This is a genomic window from Pseudomonas sp. CBZ-4 (assembly GCF_000346755.1).
Lineage (GTDB): Bacteria > Pseudomonadota > Gammaproteobacteria > Pseudomonadales > Pseudomonadaceae > Aquipseudomonas.
In genome coordinates this window covers 127,145-148,604 of record NZ_ANNV01000101.1, presented here as the reverse complement: position 1 = coordinate 148,604, position 21,460 = coordinate 127,145, and the positions used below count along the sequence as shown (strand labels likewise).

Here is a 21,460-nt window from a genome sequence, read left to right as displayed (position 1 = left end):
CAGCTCCTACATCTTTAGATCCCGGCCAAGGCCAGGTCCATTGCGAAGTAGGTGAAAATCAAATCCGCCCCAGCGCGTTTGATCGAGCCAAGGGTTTCGCGGACCACACGGTCCTCATCGATCGCCCCCGCCTGGGCGCCGAACTTGATCATCGCGTACTCCCCGCTCACCTGGTACGCGGCCACCGGCAAGCGCGAGGCTTCGCGGATGTCGCGGATGATGTCGAGGTAGGCCCCGGCCGGCTTGACCATCAGCGCATCCGCGCCTTCCTGTTCATCCAGCAGCGATTCACGCACGGCTTCGCGGCGGTTCATCGGGTTCATCTGGTAGCTTTTGCGGTCGCCCTTGAGCGCGCTGCCGCCGGCTTCGCGGAACGGGCCGTACAGCGCCGAGGCGAATTTGGTGGAGTAGGCCATGATCGGAATGTGGGTGAAACCGGCATCATCCAGGGCGCGGCGGATAGCCTGGACCTGGCCATCCATCGCCGCCGACGGTGCGATCACATCGGCACCGGCGCGGGCCGCAGCCACGGCTTGCTTGCCGAGGTTGACCAGGGTCGCGTCGTTATCAACGTGGGCGCCGTGCATCACGCCGCAGTGGCCGTGGTCGGTGTATTCGCAGAAGCAGGTGTCGGACATCACGATCATCTCCGGCACGGCGTCCTTGATGATCGAGGACATGCGCGAAACCAGGCCACGTTCCTTCCAGGTGTCGCTGCCGCTGGCGTCCAGGTGGTGGGACACGCCAAAGGTCATCACCGACTTGATGCCGGCGCGGGCGTAACGCTCGATCTCGGCGGCCAGTTTCTTCTCCGGGATACGCTGCACGCCCGGCATGCTGGTAATCGGCACGAAGTCGTCGATTTCTTCTTCGACAAAGATCGGCAGTACCAGGTCGTTAAGGGTGAACTCGGTTTCCTGGAACAAGCCACGCAACTCCGGGGAGCGGCGCAGGCGGCGTGGGCGGGCTTGGGGGAACTGGCTGGTCATGGCGGTCCTGAAATAGGGGTAAAAACTTTGGGGCGAAAGCTTATGCCCACCGGCATAGGCAACACAAACGCCGAGGGCCCAACAGTGTATTGCGAGGCCCGTAACAATTCATTGATCTAGAGCTGTAGACGCCCTTCAATGCACACCGCGACCGCGCCGCCCACCCAGACATCATCGCCCTGGCGCTCGACGCGAATGCGCCCCGCACGGCCCAAGGCCGTGCCCTGGCTGACCACATAGCGCTCAGGCGCCAAGCCTTCGCCCAACAGCCATTGGGCGATACCGGCATTCAAGCTGCCGGTGGCCGGGTCTTCGGGGGCGCCGTCTCCGGCGATGAAGCCGCGTACTTCAAACTGCGTATCCACCGCGTCGCGCACGGGGTCGCAGGGGGCGATCACGCCAACAGCCAGGCCGAGCAATTGCCCATAGTCCGGCTGCAGGCCCAGAACCTGATCACGATCGGCCAGCATCAGCGCCAGCCACCCCGCGCCATTGTCCACCCATTGGCTGCGCACAACGTCTGCGGCGCTCAAGCCCAACCCCTGACAGACACGCGCCAGCACGGGCGCCTCCACCGGACCTGCACGCAATAATGGCGGCGCAATAAACGCCAGTTCATCGCCCTGGCGGCGCACGCGCACCAGGCCGATTTCGCACTCCTGGATGATGTCCTCGCCCTTGGGTACACCGCCTGCCTGCAGCCACGCATGGCATGAGCCCAGCGTCGGGTGCCCGGCGAACGGCAGTTCCTGCACGGTGGTGAAAATTCGCACCCGGTAGTCAGCACGGGGATCACGGGGTGTCAGCAAAAATGTGGTTTCACTGAGGTTGGTCCAGTTGGCGAAATCGGCCATCTGCTGGTCCGTCAGGCTGTCAGCGCCCAACACCACCGCCAGGGGGTTGCCCTTGAGCGCGACGCTGCTGAAGACATCCAGTTGTTTGAAAGCAAAGGTCGGCATGGGTCAGCTCGGAATATTCAGGCCACGGATCACCGCCGGCCGGGCGACAAAGCCATCCAGCGCGCGCAGCACATTAGGGAAATCGGCGATGCCCACCAGGTCGCCAGACTCGTAGAAGCCGATCAGGTTGCGAATCCATGGAAAGGTGGCGATGTCGGCGATGCTGTAGTCGTCACCCATGATCCAGGTGCGGCCCAGCAGGCGTTTTTCCAGCACGCCCAGCAAGCGCCGGGACTCAGCGGCGTAGCGGTCGCGGGGGCGCTTGTCCTCGTAGTCCTTGCCGGCGAACTTATTGAAGAAGCCCAACTGGCCAAACATCGGGCCGATACCGCCCATCTGGAACATCAGCCATTGCAGGGTTTCGTAGCGGGTGGCCGGGTCTTCGGCGAGCAACTGGCTGGTTTTCTCCGCCAGGTAGATCAGGATCGCGCCAGACTCGAACAGCGCCAGCGGCACGCCACCGGGGCCATCCGGGTCGATGATCGCAGGGATCTTGTTGTTGGGGTTCAGGGACAGGAACTCGGGGGACAACTGGTCCTGGGTCTCGAAGCTGACCTTGTGCGCCTCGTAGGGCAGGCCCAGCTCTTCGAGCATGATCGAGACTTTTACCCCGTTGGGCGTGGGCAGCGAGTACAGTTGCAAGCGCTCGGGATGCTGGGCAGGCCACTTTTTAGCAATAGGGAAGCTTGAAAGAGACATAACAGTGAACTCCCTTTGAAAATTGGAATAGCAAGGGTTCACAAGGTAAACAAAACAGATAGAACGATCCAACTTACTGACTGTGCGGAACAGAAAAAAGGTGCTGAGAGCCAGCCATTGGCCAATGACTGACCCTCAGCGCCCTTTCAGGGCTGGTATGCCCCGCTACGGGTAGCGCATCCGCTTTTGACGCGGATTAAGTGGGCCTGGTGAACGTCGCCTCTCGAAAGCAACTGCCGTGGCGAGCATCAGGCTGATCTTTGCTGCGCACGACGTGCGCTGTGCTATCTGCCCCCCCGGTAGGGTTCGGGCCTGTGCAAATCCAATTTGTCGCATCAGAGCCGGAATTTCCTTCTGCGCTCCTTTTCGACCTGGATGCGCCCTCGTTTTCTGATGCTGACATCGTGTTAAAAGCGCTGTAGAGGTTGCCTGCAGACGAGCCGATATTCATGTTTTCATTTCCTTCAATAAAAGTGACGAGGCTCACTGGCTGAATTGGGAAGCCGTAGGTGCACCAGGGCGGCAGTTCACCTGCCAGTGACAACGACTACGTGGCAAACCCTGAATATCGGTTCCCCTGCCAAAACATGCCGAAAAACACTTCGCCCGTAGATGCCGTTTTGCAACATTTGCCAACTATTCTTAGGGGCAGACTGGAATAAACATCTTTGCGTATAGAACCAAAGGACGTAAAAACACTCCCATCCTCCAAGCTCAACGACCACACGGCTACAAAGACAACCCAGCTATCACACAGGAGTGGACCCTCGCATCAGGAGTGCTCGGCTAAAGTTGCATTACTGAAAAGTGGAACCATGAATATAAAAGCTGCCCGAGTTGCACATCATCTCAAGCGCTATTCTTATGTTGTCTTACCGTTGCTGCTGATTGGCGGCACTGTCGGGCTGACACTGGATGCCCGAGAAAGCCGTGCACAAGTCGTAGACGGCGTACAAACCCTGGTATTCCTGCGCCACGGCGAAAAACCCGCCGGCGGCCTGGGCCAACTCAATTGCCAGGGCCTGAACCGGGCGATGAACCTCGCCACGGTGCTGCCGGAAAAATTCGGCAAGGCCAACTTTGTGTTCGCCGCCAACCCGACACGCAATGTCGAGGAAGGTGAGTTCGATAATTCCTACAGCTACATTCGCCCACTGATGACCATCAGCCCCAGCGCCATCAAGCTCGGCCTGCCGGTGAACATCAAGTTTTCGGCGAACGACACCAGCGCCCTCGCCGACGAGCTGGTGGAGGACAAGTACCACAACTCCATCATCTACACCGCGTGGTCCCACGGTTACCTGCCGGAGTTGATCAACAAGGTGGCGAGTGAAGCGATCGGCGAAAAGCACACCATCACCGACGACTGGTCCGGCAGCGACTACGACACCCTGTATGTGCTGACGCTGACCTGGCACAACGGCAAGGCCTCGCTGCTGAGCCGCAACTACAAGCAAGGCTTGAACAACGGCGAAGAGTCCTGCCCGGAACCGACGCAGGTCAGCGCCGAATCGTAAGATCGTGGGGCGCGGAGCGCCCGGGGCGGCATTCCCACGCGGAGCGTGGGAACGATCAGGCCGGCTGCGCTCCTGGGAGCGCAGCCGGCCTTTGTGCTTCTGCGGTTACTGCCGCGCCGCGAGCAAGCGCTTGTGGCGGTTGCGTCGGGCGATGTTCAAGCACTCGATCGCCGCCGAGAACGCCATGGCCGCGTACACGTAGCCTTTCGGTACATGGGCGCCGAAGCCTTCGGCGATCAATGTCATGCCGATCATGATCAGGAAGCCCAGGGCCAGCATCACCACGGTCGGGTTGTCGTTGATGAACTTGGCCAGCGGTTCAGCCGCCACCAGCATCACGATCACCGAGGTCACCACGGCAATGATCATGATCGGCAAGTGCTCGGTCATGCCCACGGCGGTAATGATGCTGTCGATGGAGAACACCAGGTCCAGCAACAGGATCTGCCCGATGGCCGCCGCGAAGCCGATGGCTACCGTGTTGCCGACGCTGGCCTTCTCTTCGGGCTCCGGGTCCATGCTGTGATGGATCTCGGTGGTGGCCTTCCAGACCAGGAACAGGCCGCCGGCGATCAGGATCATGTCCTTCCACGAAAACGCCTGGCCGAACACTTCGAACACCGGCGCGGTGAGTTGCACGATGAACGCAATGGTGCTCAACAGGCCCAGGCGCAACACCAGCGCCATGCTGATGCCGATGCGCCGCGCCTTGGCCCGGTGCTGCTCGGGCAGCTTGTTGGTGAGGATCGAGATGAAGATCAGGTTATCGATGCCCAGCACGATTTCCATGACGATCAAGGTCGCCAGGGCAACCCAGGCGGTGGGGCTGGCGGCCAGTTGTAAAAGGTAATCCATAGGTCAGTCCTGACGTTGTGCTGGGGAATTAGGTTTCTTTGGTGCCGGAAGCTTCATTAGCTTCATCTTCTTGCTTCTCAGGCTTGATCAGCCCTTGAGTCGCTTCACTCAACGCCTGCTCGGCGGCTTTGTGGGTGTCGTCGATCGCTTGCTTGGCCGATTCGGTGGCCTTGCCCAACACCTGCTGCGCGCTTTTTTCGACCTGGTCACAACCGCTGACCACTACCAATGAAAGCGCAAGCAACGCTGCCGTGCCCAGGGAATTGAGTTTCATGATGTATTCCTCGTTAGAACCATTGGGTCCAAGTAGTGGCCCCGCGATAGCGAGGCATTCTATGCAGCTGAACAGTTCAGGAAAATTCGTATTTTTCTCGCGTATACTTCGGTTTTTACGAAGTGAAGGTAAGCATGCTCAATTACCGACAACTGCATTACTTCTGGGTCGTGGCCAAGACCGGCAGCATTGTGCGCGCCTGTGAGCAACTGAACCTCACGCCCCAGACCATCAGCGGGCAGATCAGCCTGCTGGAGCAGACCTTTGGTATCGCGCTGTTTCAGCGGGTCGGCCGCCAGTTGGAACTGACCGAGGCCGGGCGCCAGGCCCTGCCCTACGCCGAACAGATGTTCCAGACCGGCAATGAATTGGAAGCGATGCTGCGCGCGCAGCCCAATGAACAACAGATCGTGTTTCGCGTCGGGGTGGCGGATGTGGTACCCAAATCCATCGTCTACCGGCTGATCGCGCCGACCATGGAACTGAGCGAGCCGATCCGCATCACCTGCCGTGAAGACAAGCTCGAACGCCTGCTGGCCGACCTGGCGATCCAGCGCCTGGATCTGGTGATCTCCGACAGCCCAATGCCGACGCACCTGGACATCAAGGGCTACAGCCAGAAACTGGGTGAATGTGGCATCAGTTTTTTCGCCACCCAGGCGCTGGCTGACCGCTATGGCGGCGATTTCCCACAGTGTTTGCAGGGTGCGCCGCTGTTGATTCCGGGCGCGGAGACGGTAGTGCGCAGCCGCTTGCAGCGCTGGTTTGCCGAACAGCAGATCCAACCCAAGATCATTGGCGAGTTCGACGACAGTGCGTTGATGCAGGCATTCGGCCAATCCGGCAGCGGGATCTTTATCGCCCCCAGCGTGATTGCCGATGAAGTGGTGCGCCAGTACGGCGTGGCGCTGATCGGCCAGACCACGGCGGTGACCGAGTCGTTCTACGCGATCTCGGTGGAGCGCAAGGTCAAGCACCCCGGCATCGTGGCGATTACCGAAGGGGCACGGCGGGAGTTGTTCACCGCCCTGCCCTGACGCCTCAGGCGCTGGCTGCGACCGGCTGCTTGGCAGTCATCAGCCACAGTGCCAGCAGGATCGACACCAGGATAAACCCGGACGCCGCAAACCCCAGGCTGCCCAGGCCGAAGGTGTCGATCACATGCCCACCGACCAGCGCGCCCAGGCCAATCCCCAGGTTGGCCCCGGCGATGTTCAGGGACGCGGCAAACGCCGGCGCATGGGGTGCGGCTTTCATCAGGCGCACATGGCTGACCAGGAACATCGCCGCCTGGGTCACGCCCCACACCGCCATCGCGGCGGCCAGGCCAATGGTGGAGTGAATCGCCGGCACCAGCGCCACCATGCCTGCAATCATGAAACCGCAGAACACCATGGACGCGATCAGCGGATGGCGATCCACCGCGCGACCGCCCAACGAATTACCCAGCAAGCCGACCGCACCGAAGCCCATCAGGCACCAGCCCACCAGCGTGCCGTCAAAGCCGGCCAGGCGCTCGAGGATGTCCGCGAGGTAGGTGTACGCGGTGAACATGCCGCTGAACACCAGGATCGACAACAGGATATGGCCCTGCATCAGCGGGTTGCGCAGGATCTTGAACTGCGAGCGCAGCGACACCTGGTCGTTTTTCGGCTGGGTCACCGGCAGGTAGATAAACAACAGCAACGCCTTGGCCAGCGCCACGACCGCGAGGATGGCAAACGCGCTGCGCCAGCCGAACATATCCGAGATCAGCGTGCCCACCGGGATGCCGAACACCGTGGCGCAGACGATGCCGAAGCCAATCTTCTCGATGGCGCGCCCGGCGAATTCCGGGCCGACGATATCCACCGCCGTTTCACTGGCCAGGGCCCAGAACACCGGCAAGCCCAGCGCCGGAATCAACCGCGCCAGGGCCATCACCCAGATATTCGGTGCCAGCGCGGCCACGGTATTGGCCACGCCGAACAGGATCAGGATGCTGATAAACAGGCGCTTGCGTGGGAAACGTGCGCAGTAGGCGGTGAGAAACGGCCCGAATGCCGCGACGGTAAACGCGAACAAGGTCACCAGCAGCCCGGCCTGGGACACGCTGACATGCAGGTCCCGGGCGATGGACGGCAGCAGGCCGACGATGATGAATTCCGTGGTCAGCACGGTAAAACCGGCGGCCGACAGCAGCAGGATGGGGAACAGCATGAAAACTCCAGAAACGACGACAGCAACGACAGCCCAATGGGCCCGCTGACAGATAGGAAAGGTGAGAGGCGAGAATCTTAACAGAGTATGTCTGGCTTTGCCGAAACCCTACAGCTGCGGGTGACGGAATGCCGCAGCGCCAGGGAGCTTTCCTACAGCGTGCTAGACTCCGCGCCTGCTTCCTACAGCCCTTTCTGCCTGCACTGCTGCGCCCAACTAAAAAAATCAGAGACAACTGTTTATGACTGCTGCCCCTTCCCTGCTCCAGCGCCTGACACGCGTCAGCCTGGTTACACAAATTGTCATCGGTTTGATCGCCGGCATTCTGCTCGCGCTGTTGGCGCCCCAAGCGGCGCAAGCCACCGGCTTTATCGGCAAAGTGTTTGTCGCCGCGCTCAAGGCCGTGGCGCCAATCCTGGTGTTTGTGCTGGTAATGGCGTCGATCGCCAACCATAAACACGGCCAGGAAACCCACATCAAACCGATTCTGTTCCTCTACCTGCTGGGCACTTTTGCCGCCGCCGTGGTCGCGGTGATTGCCAGCATGTGGTTCCCGTCCTCGCTGGTATTGATCACCCATGACGCCGCCGTCAGCGCCCCCGGCGGGATCGGCGAAGTGTTGCAAAGCCTGCTGTTGAGCGTGGTCGACAACCCGGTCAGCGCGCTGATGAATGCCAACTTTATCGGCATCCTGGCCTGGGCCATCGGCATGGGCATAGCCATTCGCCATGCCGGCGAAACCACGCGCACCGTGCTGGACGACCTGTCCAACGGCGTGACGTTGATCGTGCGGGTGGTGATCCGCTTCGCCCCCCTGGGCATTTTCGGCCTGGTCGCCTCGACCCTGGCCACTTCCGGTTTCGGCGCCCTGCTCGGTTACGCGCACCTGCTGGTGGTGCTGATCGGTTGCATGCTGTTTGTGGCGCTGGTGGTCAACCCGGCCATCGTGTTCTGGAAACTGCGCCGCAACCCCTACCCGCTGGTGCTGATGTGCTTGCGCGAAAGCGGCATCACCGCCTTCTTCACCCGCAGTTCAGCGGCCAACATCCCGGTCAACCTGGCGTTGAGCAAGCGCCTGGGCCTGCATGAAGACACCTACTCGGTGTCGATCCCGCTCGGTGCCACCATCAACATGGCCGGCGCCGCCATCACCATCACCGTGCTGACCCTGGCCGCCGTGCATACCCTGGGTATCGCCGTCGACCTGCCGACCGCCGTGCTGCTCAGCGTGGTCGCCGCGATCTGCGCCTGTGGTGCTTCGGGCGTGGCCGGCGGCTCGCTGCTGCTGATCCCGCTGGCGTGCAGCCTGTTTGGCATCCCCAGCGAGATCGCGATGCAGGTGGTTGCGGTCGGTTTCATCATCGGCGTGTTGCAGGACTCGGCGGAGACTGCGTTGAATTCGTCCACCGATGTGCTGTTTACCGCTGCGGCCTGCCTGGGCAAGGAAGAGCAGCCGGCCTGACCTGCGCGCACAAAAAAGCCGGGGCGGTTCTTGAGTGAACCGCCCCGGCTTTTTTGTGGCGGCTTAGAACGCGCCCATGTAGTCGCGCTTGCCCACTTCCACACCGTTGTGGCGCAGCAAAGCGTAGGCGGTGGTGACGTGGAAGAAGAACTGCGGCAGGCCGTAGGTCAGCAGGTAGGATTGGCCGCTGAAGCGCTTCTCTTTCGGCGTGCCCGGACGGGTGACGATCTCGATGCCTTCCTTCCCGTCGACTTGCTCAGGCTTGATGGTGTCGACAAAGGCCAGCACCTTGGCGATCAGGGCTTGCAGGTCGGCGAAGGTCACTTCGCCATCTTCGTATTTCGGCACTTCGATCTCGGCCAGGCGCGCGGACACGCCCTTGGCAAAGTCGACGGCGATCTGCACCTGGCGCACCAGTTGGAACATGTCCGGGAACAGGCGCGCTTGCAGCAAGGCATTCGGCTCGATGTTCTTGGCGGTGGCGTGGGCTTCGGCCTTGGTCAACACACCGCTGAGGGCGGTGAGCATTTGCTTGAAGACTGGGATGGAAGCGGCGTACAGGGAAATGGTCATGGCAGTCTCATGGGTGATGGCACGGTTTGAACAGGCGACGATTATAGACCGCCCGGTCGCTTGTCTTTTATTTTTTCCGGCTTACGCTAGGCACTTCACTGCATAGGGAAAGCGCGATGACCGCCGAGCACGACACCGACACCCCTGAGCCGCGCCTGAACAGCACGGAAATCCGCATCCTGGGCTGCCTGATCGAAAAACAGGCGACCAACCCGGAAACCTACCCCCTGACCCTCAACGCCCTGGTACTGGCCTGCAACCAGAAGACCAGCCGCGAGCCGGTGATGAACCTCAGCCAGGGCCAGGTCGGCCAGAGCCTGCGTGCACTCGAAGGCCAAGGCTTTACCCGCCTGGTCATGGGCAGCCGCGCCGACCGCTGGGAACATCGCGTGGACAAGGCGCTGGAACTGGTGCCGGCCCAGGTGATCCTGATCGGGCTGCTGTTCCTGCGCGGCCCGCAAACCGTCAATGAGCTGCTGACCCGCAGCGGGCGCATGCATGATTTTGAAGACGCCGAGCAGGTCGTGCATCAGCTGGAACGCCTGATTGCACGCGGGTTGGCACTGCTGGTGCCGCGCCAGGCGGGGCAGCGGGAAGATCGCTATACCCATGCGCTGGGGGACCCGGCGGATATCGAGGTGATTATGGCGGCGCGGGGTAATCCGGTGGAGCGTGGGGCCACGGTTTCGGCGGATCGCATTGAAGAGCTGGAAGCCCGGATTGCCGCACTGGAAGAACGCCTGACCCAGCTGGAACAGGCATAACACCCTCCTATAATGTGGGAGCCAGCTCCCACATTGAATCTCCACAGTGCCTCACGTGCGGGCGAAGGCCACTGCCGCCTGGAACTGTTCATCGGTCGGCCGCACCCCGGTGTACAGCACAAACTGCTCCAACGCCTGAATCGCGATCACTTCCAACCCGGTAATCACCCGCTTGCCTTGCGCCCGTCCACGCACGATCAATGGCGTTTCGGCGGGGATCGCTACCACATCGAACACAGTGTCCGCCGCATCGACAGCCGCTGCGTCAAACGCCAGCGCATCCGCCTCTGCGCCACCGGTCATGCCAATCGGCGTCACGTTGATCAGCATCTGCGGGCGTGCATCACCCAACTCCGCCTGCCATTCGTATCCCAGGTTCTGCGCCAACGCGCGGCCCGCCGCTTCGTTGCGAGCGACGATCAGGCCATTGCCGTAGCCGCCGTCACGCAAGGCGCTGGCCACCGCCTTGGCCATGCCGCCGCTGCCACGCAGGGCGAAGGTCGAGTCTTTTGGCACGGCGTGTTTCACCAGCAGTTGTTCGATGGCGATGTAATCGGTGTTGTAGGCCTTGAGGTGGCCGTCGGTGTTGACGATGGTGTTCAGCGAATCGATGGCTTGAACCGAATCGTCCAATTCATCCACTAAGGCAATGGCGGCCTCTTTGAACGGCATGGAAACCCCGCAACCCCGGATGCCCAAGGCACGGATACCACCGATCGCGCCGGGCAAATCCTGGCTGCTGAAGGCTTTATAGTAGAAGTTCAACCCCAGCTGTTCATACAGGTGGTTGTGAAAACGCAGGCCAAAATTCCCCGGGCGCGCCGACAGAGACATGCACAGTTGGGTGTCTTTGTTGGGGTGCATCTGCATGGGTAACTCCTTGAAGTAAGCAAATCGGTACAGACCTTACACAACCTTTACCAATCGGCCGTGCTGTTTTCCAGAAATACGTTGTCTTAAAAGTATCCCCGCGACAATCCTTGAGTCTATTGATTGCAGACCACAAGCGCAGGGGCTAACCGAGGAATGACCATGATTCGTACAATCCCCAAAATCGCCTTGCTGGTTGGCGCACTCGCGATGGCAGGCCAAGCCTCCGCCCACGGTGGTGGTTGGGGTGGCCCGGCCGTACTGGGCGCTTTAGTCGGCGCCGCCGTCGTGGGCTCCGTGGTTGCCAGCCAGCCGCGTGAGGTCTACGTGCAGCAACAGCCGGTGTATGTGCAGCCGCAGCCGGTGTATGCCGCCCCGCCGCCGGTGTACTACGCGCCGCCACCGCCGGTGTACGTGCAACAACAGGTCTACTACCGCCCGGCGCCGGTCTATTACGGCCCACCGCGTGGCTACTACGGCCCTCCGCACGGCTATTATGGCCGCGGCTGGTAGGCGCCAATCGTCTGAAACAGGCCTCGCCCGTCCGGCGGGGCCTTTTTTTTGCATGAAAAGTCTGGATTTATCGCGCCAAGGTCGCTGTGAGGACAATGGCCGAGGAGCAATCACACATGATCAACACCATTGTCTACTTGCTTGATCGGGGCTCGCGCTGTCATGTTTGTGTCACGACACACTCCCACTATCGAGCCTGTCCACCCAATAACAACAAGGACGACTGACCATGCCCACGCAACACCCACACCGCACCGCTGGCCTGTGTACGTCCAGCAAGGTCTATAGCGCCCTCACCGAACTCAAGCATCTGGAAGGCCACCGCAGCGCCAAGTTCCTCGCGTTGCTCGCCGAAAACCTGGTGCGCAAGGGTTTGCTCAGTGAGCAGGAAGTAGTGGTAATGCTCGATCACGTGGTGGACTGACGCGTCACGTCAATGTCCACTATCGAGACAGGTGATTTTTCCTACACCCCACTGCCGCGTAAGGTGACCTCCATAACGATTGGAGGTCCTTATGCCCACTGTTCAAATCATGTCTGTCATCGGTAGCGCCGTTCCCGCCCCTCTGCGCGAGCTGGGGTTGCTGGCCTGCTGGTATGTGGTGCGCGATGGCGAGGCCATCAGCGGCCCGCTGACCTCCTTGTCCGCCGCCAAGAAACAGCTGCAGCAAGCCTCGACCTTCAAGCTTCACGCCTGAAGCCTACGGCAGCGGCAACTTGACCCGCGGCTTGCTCTCCACGAACAGCGCCCAGCTGGACATGAACAACGCCGCCACCAGTGGCCCGATCACAAAGCCGTTCAGGCCAAACACCGACAGCCCGCCCAGCGTCGAGATCAGGATCAGGTAATCCGGCATCTTGGTGTCCTTGCCCACCAGGATCGGTCGCAGCACGTTGTCCACCAAGCCGATCACGAACACGCCAAACAAGGCCAGCACCACGCCCTGCCAGATCGAACCGCTCAACAGGAAGTAAGCGGCCACCGGCCCCCACACAATGCCGGCGCCCACCGCAGGCAACAGTGATAGAAACGCCATCAGCACCGCCCAGAGCAACGCACTGGGAATGTCCAGGAACCAGAAGATCAACCCGCCCAGCGCGCCTTGCGTCACGGCCACCAGCACGTTGCCCTTGACCGTGGCACGCACCACCCGATTGAACTTGAGTTGCAAGCGGCGCTTCTGCGGCTCGGCCAGCGGCACCGCCGTGCGCACTTTACGCACCAGTTCGGGGCCGTCGCGCAGCAGGAAGAACAGCAGGTACAGCATGATGAAAAAGCTCACGAGGAAGTCAAACGTGCCCTGGCCAAAGCTGAACGCCTGGGACGCAAAGAACTGGCTGCCTTGCATCGCGCTCTTGACGATCTTCTCGCGCAGCCCTTCCAGGTTGCCCATGCCAAAGCGATCCAGCAGGTGCTGGAAGTACGGCGGCAGGAAGTTCTTGAACTGCTCGATATAGCCGGCCACGTCCAACTTGCCGCTTTCGACGTTTTTATAGAGCGTCGCCCCCTCTTGCACCAGCAAGGCGCTGGTGATGATCACCGGCAGGATCGCGATCACCAGGCACACCGCCAGGGTGGTCAGGGAGGTCAGGTTGCGGTTCCAGGCGAAACGTTGCTGCAAGCGGCGCTGCATCGGCGCAAAGATGATGCCGAGGATCACCGCCCAGAACACCGCGCCGTAGAACGGCAGCAATATCCAGATAAAGGCGACGGTCACCAAGGCCAGCAGTAACAACAGGGTTTTGAATTGCAGGTTGGTTTGATTCATGTCCGGTCCATGTCAGAAAAGCAGAAGACCTGCGTAGGCCCCTGCTGCTTAGTCCACGCCCAGCGCTACGAGTGCCCTCTTTGTTGCAAGCCTAGACCCAGATCAATAAACCCCGCGCCGGCGTGCTCTACGCTGCCGCACTTTTTTGACTCAAGTACCGACCATGCCCCCTGTTATTGCCCCCGAACTGCTCGCCCCCGCCGGCACCCTGAAAAACATGCGCTATGCCTTCGCCTACGGTGCCGATGCGGTCTACGCCGGCCAGCCGCGCTACAGCCTGCGGGTGCGCAACAACGAATTCGACCACGCCAACCTGGCCCTGGGCATCGACGAGGCCCATGCCCAGGGCAAGCGTTTCTACGTGGTGGTCAACATCGCGCCGCACAACGCCAAGCTGAAAACCTTCCTCAAGGACCTGGCCCCGGTGATCGCCATGGGCCCGGATGCGCTGATCATGTCCGACCCCGGGCTGATCATGCTGGTGCGCCGGCACTTTCCACAGATGCCGATTCACCTGTCGGTGCAGGCCAACACAGTGAACTGGGCCAGCGTGGAGTTCTGGCAGCAGCAAGGCATTTGCCGGGTGATCCTGTCGCGGGAATTGTCCCTGGAAGAGATCGGCGACATCCGCGAGCAAGTCCCGGCCATGGAACTGGAAATCTTCGTCCACGGCGCCTTGTGCATGGCCTACTCCGGGCGCTGCCTGCTCTCCGGCTACATGAACAAGCGCGACGCCAACCAAGGCACCTGCACCAACGCCTGCCGCTGGAAATACCAGGCCACGCCGGCGGTGGAGAACGCCACGGGCGAGATCGTCCAGCAATTCCAGCCGACCCTGGGCATTGGCACGCCCACCGACCAGGTGTTCCTGCTGCAGGAAGCCAACCGTCCCGACGAACAGATGCCCGCCTTCGAAGACGAGCACGGCACCTACATCATGAACGCCAAGGACCTGCGCGCCGTACAGCACGTGGAGCGCCTGACCCATATGGGCGTGCACTCGCTGAAAATCGAAGGCCGCACCAAATCCCACTTCTATTGCGCGCGCACCACCCAGGTGTATCGCCAGGCCATCGATGACGCGGTGGCCGGCCGCGCCTTTGACCGCAGCCTGATGACCGACCTCGAATCCCTGGCCCAGCGCGGCTACACCGAAGGTTTCCTGCGCCGGCACGTGCACGACGAATACCAGAACTACCAGAACGGCAGCTCAGTCTCGGAACGTCAGCAGTTTGTCGGAGAATTGACCGGCGAGCGTCGGGGAGAGTTGGCCGAGGTGAAGGTGAAGAACCGCTTTGCCGTGGGCAATCACCTGGAGTTGATGACGCCTGCGGGCAATTTCCACTTTGACCTGGGGATGATGCACAACGCCAAGGGCGAGGCCATCGAGGTGGCGCCGGGGGATGGGCACACGGTGTATGTGCCCGTCCCTATGGAGATGGACCTGCGCTTTGGCCTGTTGATGCGCGACGTTTAAACGCGCTGACTACAGGGTCATTGCCGCCAGCCAGCCAAACGCCAGCAGCGGGATGTTGTAGTGCAGGAAGGTCGGCACCACGGTGTCCCAGATATGGTGGTGCTGGCCGTCGATATTCAGACCGGAGGTCGGGCCGAGGGTGGAGTCCGACGCCGGCGAACCGGCATCGCCCAAGGCGCCCGCTGTGCCGACGATGCACACGATGGCCATCGGGCTGAACCCCAGTTGCACACACAGCGGCACGAAAATCGCCGCCAGGATCGGCACCGTCGAGAACGACGAGCCGATACCCATGGTCACCAACAGCCCCACCAGCAACATCAGCAACGCGCCAACGCCACGGCTATGGCCGATAAACGCCGCCGAGGTTTCCACCAGCGAACGCACGTCGCCGGTGGCCTTGAGCACTTCGGCAAAGCCCGACGAGGCGATCATGATGAAGCCGATCATCGCCATCATTTTCATGCCTTCGGTGAACAGGTCGTCGGTGTCGCTCCAGCGCACGATGCCCGACACCGAGAAGATCAGGAAACCCGCCAGCGCGCCAATGATCATCGAATCCAGCCACAGCTGAATGATGAACGCCGAGGCAATCGCCAGGCCGGCCACCAGCAAGGTCAGCGGGTTGTATTGCACCGCGACTTGCTCGACGCGCTCGATTTTCTCCAGGTCGTACACGCGTTTTTTACGGTAGCTGACAAACACCGCCACCAATAATCCCACCACCATGCCCAGCGCCGGCAGGCCCATGGCGTGGGTGACGTTGACCTGGCTGATGTCCACGCCGCTCTTGGCCACGTTGGCCAGCAGGATCTGGTTGAGGAAGATATTGCCGAAGCCCACTGGCAGGAACATGTACGGGGTGATCAAGCCGAACGTCATCACACAGGCGATCAGGCGGCGGTCCAGTTGCAGCTTGGTCAGCACGTACAACAAGGGCGGCACCAGCAACGGAATAAACGCGATATGGATCGGCAGGATGTTCTGCGACGCAATCGCCACCCCCCACAACAGGCCGATCAGCAGCCATTTGACGTGGCTGCCGCCGCTGGCTTCCTGGCGGTCCACCAGCATCAGCGCCTTGTCGGCCAGGGCGTGGGCCAGGCCGGACTTGGCAATCGCCACAGCGAAAGCGCCCAGCAAGGCGTAGGACAAGGCCACGGTGGCACCGCCGCCCAAGCCGCCATTGAAGGCTTTGAGTGTGGCGTCGATGCCCAAGCCACCGGTGAGGCCACCCACCAGGGCGCCGACGATGATGGCGATGACCACATGCACGCGGGACAAACTGAGCACCAGCATGGTGCCGACCGCGGCAATGACTGCGTTAATCATGGATACCTCAAGCAGAAACATAAAAAACAGGCATGCCTGCGCCAGGGCAGGCCAAAGGCGGCTGCCAGCGTGCAGGCTTGAAGGAGGTCTTATTAGAGGGCGCGCACTTTGCCGCAGGCAGGGCTGCATGTCAAAAAACGGCGTCGCTTTGAGCATTCAATTGAACGTTTAAATAATAAAGAATCTTAAACAGCGGCCGATAACCTGATTCACTGTGTTTTCAGGTTAAGGATGCTCCTCGATGTCCCTCAGACAGCTGTCCATTCAATGGAAAATCACCCTGCTCGCCGGCCTTTGCCTGCTGGGAATCGTGACCCTGCTGGTGGGTCTGTCGCTGTATCGCATGGAGCAGAGTTCCACGCAGGTCAAGGCGTCAAGCATGCAGATGCTCGACGAAGCCGCCCAGGCGCGCATCGAGGCCCAGGGTGAAGGCCAGGCGCTGGGCATTCGTCGCCAGTTCATGGACGCCTATCAATATGGTCATGGCTTTTCACGCCAGGTGCTGTTCTTGCGCGAGCAGGCGGAAAAGCGCTTCCTTGACGCCTTCGACACCCGCGAAGACCTGACCCGTCAGGTCAAGGCCGCCTTGCAGGCCAACCCGGACCTGCTCGGTTTGTCCCTGGTCTTCGAAGCCAACGCGCTGGACGGCAAGGACGAACTGTTCGCCAACCAGGCCGAGCTGGGCAGCAACGACAAGGGCCGCTTCGCCCTCTACTGGTCGCAGCCGACCCCTGGCAAACTGGAGTCGATGGCCCTGCCGGAAAGCGACATGGCCGACACCAGCGTCGGCCCCAGCGGTGAAAAGGCCAACGCCTGGTTCACCTGCCCGCGCACCACGCTCAAGCCGTGTGTGATCGAACCCTACTTCTATGTGATCAACGGGCAAAACGTGCTGATGACCAGCATCGTGTTCCCGCTGATGGCAAACGGCAAAGTCATCGCTTCGCTGTCGGTGGACATCAACCTCAACAGCCTGCAGGCCGTGAGCCAGCAGGCCAGCCGCAAGCTGTACGACGGCCAGACCCAAGTCAGCATCCTCAGCCCCACCGGCGTGCTCGCCGGCTACAGCCCGGATGCGAGCAAGCTCAGCCAGCGCCTGGACCAGGTCGACACCACCAGCGGCGCGCAACTGATCGGCTTCTTGTCCAGCGGCACACAGATCCGCAGCCTGCGCACCGAGCATCAGCTCAAGGTGCTCGCGCCCTTCGCGCCGATCCCCGATGGCAAATTGTGGGGCGTGTTGCTGGATGTGCCGGAAAAAGTCCTGGTCGCACCCGCCGAGGCGCTGAAAACCCAACTGGATGCCGACAATGCCCGGGGCACCCTGCTGGAGCTGGGCCTGGGCTTGCTGGCGGCGGTCGTCGGCCTGATCCTGGTGTGGCTGATGGCCCGCAGCGTGACCCGGCCGATCCTCGGCGTGGCGCACATGCTCGAAGACATCGCCAGCGGCGAAGGCGACCTGACCCGCCGCCTGGCCTACGACAAACAGGACGAGCTGGGCCAACTGGCCGGCTGGTTCAACCGCTTCCTCGACAAACTGCAACCGATCATCGCCGAAGTGAAGCGCTCGGTGCAGGACGCCCGTGGCACCGCCGACCAATCCGCCGCGATTGCCACGCAAACCAGCGCCGGCATGGAGCAGCAGTATCGCCAGGTCGACCAGGTGGCCACCGCCTCCCATGAAATGAGCGCCACTGCCCAGGACGTCGCCCGCAGCGCGGCCCAAGCCGCACAGGCCGCTCGCGACGCCGACCAGGCCACCCGCGAAGGCCTGACCGTGATCGATCGCACCACCACCAACATTGGCAACCTGGCGGCCGACATGAGCACCGCCATGGCCCAGGTCGAAGGCTTGGCCGCCAACAGCGAGAAAATCGGCTCGGTGCTCGAAGTGATTCGCGGCATTGCCGAGCAGACCAACCTGCTGGCCCTCAACGCCGCCATCGAAGCCGCCCGCGCCGGTGAAGCCGGTCGTGGTTTTGCGGTAGTCGCCGATGAAGTGCGCAACCTGGCACGCCGCACCCAGGAATCGGTGGAAGAAACCCGCCTGGTGATCGAACACCTGCAAAGCGGCACCGAGGAAGTGGTGGGCTCCATGGGCAACAGCTATCGCCAGGCCCAGGGCAGCGTCGAACAAGTCGGCCAGGCCGTCACCGCCCTGCGCCAGATCGGCGAGGCGGTCACGGTGATCAGCGACATGAACCTGCAGATCGCCAGCGCCGCCGAAGAACAAAGCGCCGTGGCCGAAGAGATCAACAGCAACGTGGCGACCATTCGCGATGTGACCGAGTCGCTGTCGGAGCAAGCCAATGAATCGGCGCGGGTGAGCCAGGCGTTGAACAGCCTGGCGAATCAGCAACAGGGGTTGATGGACCAGTTCCGGGTCTGAATGAGCGACACCGGCCCTGATCCTTAAGCAGATCTAATGCGGGAGCTGGCTTGTGTGGGAGCTGGCTTGCCTGCGATGCAGTCAACTCGGTACATCAGACAAACTGAGTTGATGCCATCGCAGGCAAGCCAGCTCCCACAGTTTGATCAGTGTTTTATCCGTTCTGGCGCTTGGGCAGTTCGATCAGCACCTTGAGCCCGCCCAACTCGCTTTCCTGCAACTGCAACACCCCGCCCCACACCTCGACGATATCCCGCACGATCCCCAACCCCAGGCCATGGCCATCGATCTGTTCGTCCAGGCGCGTGCCACGGCTGAACACCTGGTCGCGCTGGGTTTCGGGGATTCCGGGGCCGTCGTCTTCCACTTCCAGCAAGTAACAGCGCTCGGTTTCGCTGACGCTCAAACGCACGTCGGCATCCGCCCATTTGCAGGCGTTGTCCAACAGGTTCCCCAGCAATTCCAGCAGGTCGGCACGGTCCCACGGCAGTTGCAGGCCGGGCGCTGCGTGGTAGCTCAGGTCCAGGTGTTCGCCGTGGATCATGTTCAACGTGGCCAGCAGGCTCGGCAACTCCTTCTCGCAGTCGAACAAGGCGCCGGGCAAGGTTTCACCGGCCAGGCGGGCGCGGTTGAGTTCACGGCCGAGGCGCTGTTGCACCTGCTCCAATTGGTCGCGCAACAGCTTGGCCAGTTCGGGATGGTCCTTGAGTTGTTCGCTGGAGGCCACACTCAACAGCACCGCCAGCGGGGTTTTCAGGGCATGGCCCAGGTTGCCCAGGGCGTTGCGCGAGCGCTTGAGGCTGTCTTCGGTGTGCGCCAGCAAGTGGTTGATCTGCGCCACCAGCGGCTCCAGCTCCAGCGGCACCTGGGTGTCGAGCTGTGAGCGCTGGCCTTGTTGCAGCTGGGCGATCTGGTTACGTGCGGTTTCCAACGGACGCAAGGCCCGGCGCACGGTCACCCGTTGCAATACCAGCACCAGCAGCAGTGCCGCCAGGCCCAGCACCAGACCGATCTGACGCATCAGGCGAAAGCTTTCGCGCACCGGCGTGTAGTCCTGGGCCACGCTGATGGAAATCGCCTGGCCGAAGCGCTTGTAGTCCTCACGCAGCACCAGCAGTTGCTGGCCTTCCGGGCCCAGTTGCAGGTTGCCCTTGAGCCCAGCCTCAGGCAGATACGGCAGATCCTGGTCCCACAGCGAGCGGGAGCGCCAATGCTTGTCGGCAAAATCGATACGGAAATAGTGCCCGGAAAACGGGCGCTGATACGCCGGCGACAGGCGCTTCTCATGCAACTGCAAACCGTCTGGGCCGCGCACCAGCGCCACCAGCAGGCTCTCGTTGTCGTTGCGCAGGCCCGCTTCCAGATAACGCTGCAAACCGGTTTCGAACAACCACAGACTGGTTTGCGCCAGGGCGATGCCGACGATCACCATCACGCTGATCAGCCCCAGGCTCAGGCGCCGTTGAATCGACCTCATGCGGGGCTGGCGCCAAACCGGTAGCCCTGGCCACGGCGGGTTTCGATCACACTGCGACCCAGCTTGCGGCGCAGGTGGTTGACGTGGACCTCCAGCACGTTGGAGTCGCGCTCGGTTTCGCCGTCATACAGGTGTTCAGCCAGATGGCTTTTCGACAGGATCTGCTCGGGGTGCAGCATGAAATAGCGCAGCAGGCGGAATTCGGCGGCGGTCAGCTGGATTTCCGCACCATCGCGCAGCACACACTGGCGCCCTTCATCCAGATGCAGGCCGGCCGCTTGCAGGGTGGGCTGGTTGGCCTGACCGTGGGAGCGGCGCAACAACGCCTGGATGCGCAAGTACAGTTCTTCCGGGTGAAAGGGTTTGCTCAGGTAATCATCCGCGCCCGCCTTGAGCCCTTCGATGCGCTCGGCCCAGGAATCACGGGCGGTGAGCACCAGTACCGGGATGGCCAGCGCGGCGGCGCGCCACTGCGCCAGCACGTCAAGCCCAGGCAGGCCCGGCAGACCGAGGTCGAGGATGATCAGGTCATAGGGTTCGCTGCGGCCCTGGTACACCGCGTCGCGCCCGTCGGCCAGCCAATCGACGGCGTAGCCCTGGCGTTGCAGGCCGGCCAGCAGTTCATCGGCCAAGGGTACGTTGTCTTCCACCAGCAGCAGGCGCATCAGTCTTCCTCATCTTTGATCAACGCACCCGTGGTCGCGTCAAGCTTGATCTCTCGCACCACGCCTTCGGCGGTGACCAGTTCCACTTCATAGGCATACTGGCCGTGCTTCTTCTCAAGCTCGGCCTCCAATAACCGGGCGCCCGGGTGGCGCGCCATGGCTTGGTCCAACAGCCGTTCCAAAGACAGGATCACCCCTTGCTGGCGCAATGCAAAGGCTTCGTCCTGATCGAGGTCACGGGCCGCCAGGCTTGAGCAAAAAGCCAGGAGCACCAACGCGATTCGACTGCCGGCACGTAGATTTACCTTCATTAGGTTTCCTGATGATTCTTGAGAACCTGCCCGGTGAGCGCGTCCAATTCAACTTCCCACTCGATGCCGTTGGCATCTTCCAGTTCGACTTGGTAGAGGTACTTGCCATACTCCTCATCCAGGTCGGTATCCAGCAGCGTCGAGCCAGGATGCAGGGCCAGGGCCGTGGCTTCCAGCTGATCAAAGGCGACAATAGTAACAGTGCCGGGTAATTTCAGCGGCTTGTCGGGGTCCACTGCCCAGGCCTGTGGCGCCAGAGACGCCATGATACTGGCGGTGACCAGCGCTGTGAGGCGCTTCATGATGAGTCTCCGTTTCAGGATATTTTTCCTACGCCGGCCACCGTAACCGCTGCAACTTAACTGA

22 protein-coding genes and 2 pseudogenes are annotated in these 21,460 nt (G+C 61.6%); 10 read left to right on the top strand and 14 right to left on the bottom strand.

The window, feature by feature from the left end:
* Positions 1–14 precede the first annotated feature (14 nt).
* The 3 genes from hemB to B348_RS0113015 form a co-directional block, all read right to left on the bottom strand.
* Positions 15–989, bottom strand: a complete 975-nt coding sequence (hemB, locus tag B348_RS0113025; RefSeq protein ID WP_017736554.1) for a porphobilinogen synthase — start codon at positions 987–989, stop codon at positions 15–17.
* Positions 990–1,105: 116 nt separating this feature from the next.
* Positions 1,106–1,948 (bottom strand): PhzF family phenazine biosynthesis protein, encoded by an 843-nt coding sequence (locus tag B348_RS0113020; RefSeq protein WP_017736553.1) that lies wholly within the window; start codon positions 1,946–1,948, stop codon positions 1,106–1,108.
* Positions 1,949–1,951: 3 nt separating this feature from the next.
* Positions 1,952–2,647 (bottom strand): glutathione S-transferase N-terminal domain-containing protein, encoded by a 696-nt coding sequence (locus B348_RS0113015; RefSeq protein ID WP_026136769.1) that lies wholly within the window; start codon positions 2,645–2,647, stop codon positions 1,952–1,954.
* 815 nt (positions 2,648–3,462) lie between these two features.
* Between B348_RS0113015 and B348_RS0113010 the strand changes: the two genes are divergently transcribed.
* Positions 3,463–4,164 (top strand): hypothetical protein, encoded by a 702-nt coding sequence (locus B348_RS0113010; RefSeq protein WP_026136768.1) that lies wholly within the window; start codon positions 3,463–3,465, stop codon positions 4,162–4,164.
* 105 nt (positions 4,165–4,269) lie between these two features.
* On the opposite strand, the gene B348_RS0113005 is transcribed toward B348_RS0113010, so the two are convergent.
* Positions 4,270–5,019: a TerC family protein gene (locus tag B348_RS0113005; protein WP_017736550.1), complete on the bottom strand. Its 750-nt coding sequence runs from the start codon at positions 5,017–5,019 to the stop codon at positions 4,270–4,272.
* A gap of 28 nt (positions 5,020–5,047) precedes the next feature.
* On the bottom strand, positions 5,048–5,293 hold the full coding sequence (locus tag B348_RS0113000; protein ID WP_017736549.1) for a hypothetical protein: 246 nt from the start codon (positions 5,291–5,293) through the stop codon (positions 5,048–5,050).
* A gap of 134 nt (positions 5,294–5,427) precedes the next feature.
* Here B348_RS0113000 and nhaR point away from each other — a divergent pair, with 134 nt between their 5' ends.
* Positions 5,428–6,330 carry a transcriptional activator NhaR gene (gene nhaR, locus B348_RS0112995; protein ID WP_017736548.1) on the top strand — a complete coding sequence of 301 codons (903 nt, stop codon included), beginning with the start codon at positions 5,428–5,430 and terminating at the stop codon, positions 6,328–6,330.
* Positions 6,331–6,334: 4 nt separating this feature from the next.
* Here nhaR and B348_RS0112990 read toward each other — a convergent pair whose 3' ends face one another.
* Complete coding sequence (locus B348_RS0112990; protein WP_017736547.1) at positions 6,335–7,492, bottom strand: MFS transporter; 1,158 nt, start codon at positions 7,490–7,492, stop codon at positions 6,335–6,337.
* A gap of 241 nt (positions 7,493–7,733) precedes the next feature.
* Between B348_RS0112990 and sstT the strand changes: the two genes are divergently transcribed.
* Positions 7,734–8,954, top strand: a complete 1,221-nt coding sequence (sstT, locus tag B348_RS0112985; protein WP_017736546.1) for a serine/threonine transporter SstT — start codon at positions 7,734–7,736, stop codon at positions 8,952–8,954.
* 63 nt (positions 8,955–9,017) lie between these two features.
* On the opposite strand, the gene B348_RS0112980 is transcribed toward sstT, so the two are convergent.
* Positions 9,018–9,527, bottom strand: a complete 510-nt coding sequence (locus B348_RS0112980) for a DUF1993 family protein (RefSeq protein ID WP_017736545.1) — start codon at positions 9,525–9,527, stop codon at positions 9,018–9,020.
* Between the two features lie 116 nt (positions 9,528–9,643).
* Between B348_RS0112980 and B348_RS0112975 the strand changes: the two genes are divergently transcribed.
* The gene (locus B348_RS0112975) at positions 9,644–10,291 is read left to right on the top strand and encodes a YceH family protein (protein ID WP_017736544.1); all 648 of its coding nucleotides are present in this window, start codon (positions 9,644–9,646) and stop codon (positions 10,289–10,291) included.
* Positions 10,292–10,342: 51 nt separating this feature from the next.
* On the opposite strand, the gene B348_RS0112970 is transcribed toward B348_RS0112975, so the two are convergent.
* Positions 10,343–11,161, bottom strand: coding sequence for a shikimate 5-dehydrogenase (locus tag B348_RS0112970; protein WP_017736543.1), 819 nt, complete (start codon positions 11,159–11,161; stop codon positions 10,343–10,345).
* Positions 11,162–11,317: 156 nt separating this feature from the next.
* Between B348_RS0112970 and B348_RS0112965 the strand changes: the two genes are divergently transcribed.
* From B348_RS0112965 to B348_RS0112955, 3 genes are all read left to right on the top strand, one after another.
* Complete coding sequence (locus B348_RS0112965; protein ID WP_026136767.1) at positions 11,318–11,674, top strand: hypothetical protein; 357 nt, start codon at positions 11,318–11,320, stop codon at positions 11,672–11,674.
* 229 nt (positions 11,675–11,903) lie between these two features.
* Positions 11,904–12,098, top strand: coding sequence for a hypothetical protein (locus B348_RS0112960; RefSeq protein ID WP_017736541.1), 195 nt, complete (start codon positions 11,904–11,906; stop codon positions 12,096–12,098).
* A 91-nt stretch (positions 12,099–12,189) separates the two neighbouring features.
* The gene (locus tag B348_RS0112955) at positions 12,190–12,372 is read left to right on the top strand and encodes a hypothetical protein (RefSeq protein ID WP_017736540.1); all 183 of its coding nucleotides are present in this window, start codon (positions 12,190–12,192) and stop codon (positions 12,370–12,372) included.
* A 3-nt stretch (positions 12,373–12,375) separates the two neighbouring features.
* Here the strand turns inward: B348_RS0112955 and B348_RS0112950 are convergent, their stop codons facing one another.
* Positions 12,376–13,443 (bottom strand): AI-2E family transporter, encoded by a 1,068-nt coding sequence (locus B348_RS0112950; protein ID WP_017736539.1) that lies wholly within the window; start codon positions 13,441–13,443, stop codon positions 12,376–12,378.
* 163 nt (positions 13,444–13,606) lie between these two features.
* On the opposite strand from B348_RS0112950, the gene yegQ reads away from it, so the two are divergent.
* Complete coding sequence (gene yegQ / locus B348_RS0112945; protein WP_017736538.1) at positions 13,607–14,920, top strand: tRNA 5-hydroxyuridine modification protein YegQ; 1,314 nt, start codon at positions 13,607–13,609, stop codon at positions 14,918–14,920.
* A gap of 9 nt (positions 14,921–14,929) precedes the next feature.
* Here yegQ and B348_RS0112940 read toward each other — a convergent pair whose 3' ends face one another.
* Positions 14,930–16,249, bottom strand: a complete 1,320-nt coding sequence (locus B348_RS0112940; RefSeq protein WP_177325334.1) for a Na+/H+ antiporter family protein — start codon at positions 16,247–16,249, stop codon at positions 14,930–14,932.
* A gap of 244 nt (positions 16,250–16,493) precedes the next feature.
* Between B348_RS0112940 and B348_RS1000000132215 the strand changes: the two are divergent.
* Positions 16,494–17,783, top strand: a pseudogene (locus B348_RS1000000132215) (HAMP domain-containing protein); the annotation flags it as partial.
* A gap of 348 nt (positions 17,784–18,131) precedes the next feature.
* Positions 18,132–18,641, top strand: a pseudogene (locus tag B348_RS1000000132210) (methyl-accepting chemotaxis protein); the annotation flags it as partial.
* A gap of 154 nt (positions 18,642–18,795) precedes the next feature.
* Here B348_RS1000000132210 and B348_RS0112930 read toward each other — a convergent pair.
* The 4 genes from B348_RS0112930 to B348_RS0112915 are packed head-to-tail and all read right to left on the bottom strand — an operon-like array spanning position 18,796 to position 21,396.
* Positions 18,796–20,118, bottom strand: coding sequence for a sensor histidine kinase (locus B348_RS0112930; RefSeq protein WP_017736535.1), 1,323 nt, complete (start codon positions 20,116–20,118; stop codon positions 18,796–18,798).
* Complete coding sequence (locus tag B348_RS0112925) at positions 20,115–20,783, bottom strand: response regulator transcription factor (RefSeq protein ID WP_017736534.1); 669 nt, start codon at positions 20,781–20,783, stop codon at positions 20,115–20,117. The genes B348_RS0112930 and B348_RS0112925 overlap by 4 nt, the downstream gene beginning before the upstream one ends.
* Entirely contained in the window at positions 20,783–21,094 is a 312-nt protein-coding gene (locus tag B348_RS0112920) for a PepSY domain-containing protein (RefSeq protein ID WP_017736533.1), read from the bottom strand. Before B348_RS0112920 ends, B348_RS0112925 begins: the two co-directional genes overlap by 1 nt.
* Complete coding sequence (locus tag B348_RS0112915) at positions 21,094–21,396, bottom strand: PepSY domain-containing protein (RefSeq protein ID WP_017736532.1); 303 nt, start codon at positions 21,394–21,396, stop codon at positions 21,094–21,096. The genes B348_RS0112920 and B348_RS0112915 overlap by 1 nt, the downstream gene beginning before the upstream one ends.
* Positions 21,397–21,460: the final 64 nt, after the last annotated feature.

Bases quoted from the DNA above. Each gene is read 5' to 3' on its own strand.
- hemB (WP_017736554.1), bottom strand. From the start codon at position 989: ATGACCAGCCAGTTCCCCCAAGCCCGCCCACGCCGCCTGCGCCGCTCC.
- B348_RS0113020 (WP_017736553.1), bottom strand. From the start codon at position 1,948: ATGCCGACCTTTGCTTTCAAACAACTGGATGTCTTCAGCAGCGTCGCG.
- B348_RS0113015 (WP_026136769.1), bottom strand. From the start codon at position 2,647: ATGTCTCTTTCAAGCTTCCCTATTGCTAAAAAGTGGCCTGCCCAGCAT.
- B348_RS0113010 (WP_026136768.1), top strand. From the start codon at position 3,463: ATGAATATAAAAGCTGCCCGAGTTGCACATCATCTCAAGCGCTATTCT.
- B348_RS0113005 (WP_017736550.1), bottom strand. From the start codon at position 5,019: ATGGATTACCTTTTACAACTGGCCGCCAGCCCCACCGCCTGGGTTGCC.
- B348_RS0113000 (WP_017736549.1), bottom strand. From the start codon at position 5,293: ATGAAACTCAATTCCCTGGGCACGGCAGCGTTGCTTGCGCTTTCATTG.
- nhaR (WP_017736548.1), top strand. From the start codon at position 5,428: ATGCTCAATTACCGACAACTGCATTACTTCTGGGTCGTGGCCAAGACC.
- B348_RS0112990 (WP_017736547.1), bottom strand. From the start codon at position 7,492: ATGCTGTTCCCCATCCTGCTGCTGTCGGCCGCCGGTTTTACCGTGCTG.
- sstT (WP_017736546.1), top strand. From the start codon at position 7,734: ATGACTGCTGCCCCTTCCCTGCTCCAGCGCCTGACACGCGTCAGCCTG.
- B348_RS0112980 (WP_017736545.1), bottom strand. From the start codon at position 9,527: ATGACCATTTCCCTGTACGCCGCTTCCATCCCAGTCTTCAAGCAAATG.
- B348_RS0112975 (WP_017736544.1), top strand. From the start codon at position 9,644: ATGACCGCCGAGCACGACACCGACACCCCTGAGCCGCGCCTGAACAGC.
- B348_RS0112970 (WP_017736543.1), bottom strand. From the start codon at position 11,161: ATGCAGATGCACCCCAACAAAGACACCCAACTGTGCATGTCTCTGTCG.
- B348_RS0112965 (WP_026136767.1), top strand. From the start codon at position 11,318: ATGACCATGATTCGTACAATCCCCAAAATCGCCTTGCTGGTTGGCGCA.
- B348_RS0112960 (WP_017736541.1), top strand. From the start codon at position 11,904: ATGCCCACGCAACACCCACACCGCACCGCTGGCCTGTGTACGTCCAGC.
- B348_RS0112955 (WP_017736540.1), top strand. From the start codon at position 12,190: ATGCCCACTGTTCAAATCATGTCTGTCATCGGTAGCGCCGTTCCCGCC.
- B348_RS0112950 (WP_017736539.1), bottom strand. From the start codon at position 13,443: ATGAATCAAACCAACCTGCAATTCAAAACCCTGTTGTTACTGCTGGCC.
- yegQ (WP_017736538.1), top strand. From the start codon at position 13,607: ATGCCCCCTGTTATTGCCCCCGAACTGCTCGCCCCCGCCGGCACCCTG.
- B348_RS0112930 (WP_017736535.1), bottom strand. From the start codon at position 20,118: ATGAGGTCGATTCAACGGCGCCTGAGCCTGGGGCTGATCAGCGTGATG.
- B348_RS0112925 (WP_017736534.1), bottom strand. From the start codon at position 20,783: ATGCGCCTGCTGCTGGTGGAAGACAACGTACCCTTGGCCGATGAACTG.
- B348_RS0112920 (WP_017736533.1), bottom strand. From the start codon at position 21,094: ATGAAGGTAAATCTACGTGCCGGCAGTCGAATCGCGTTGGTGCTCCTG.
- B348_RS0112915 (WP_017736532.1), bottom strand. From the start codon at position 21,396: ATGAAGCGCCTCACAGCGCTGGTCACCGCCAGTATCATGGCGTCTCTG.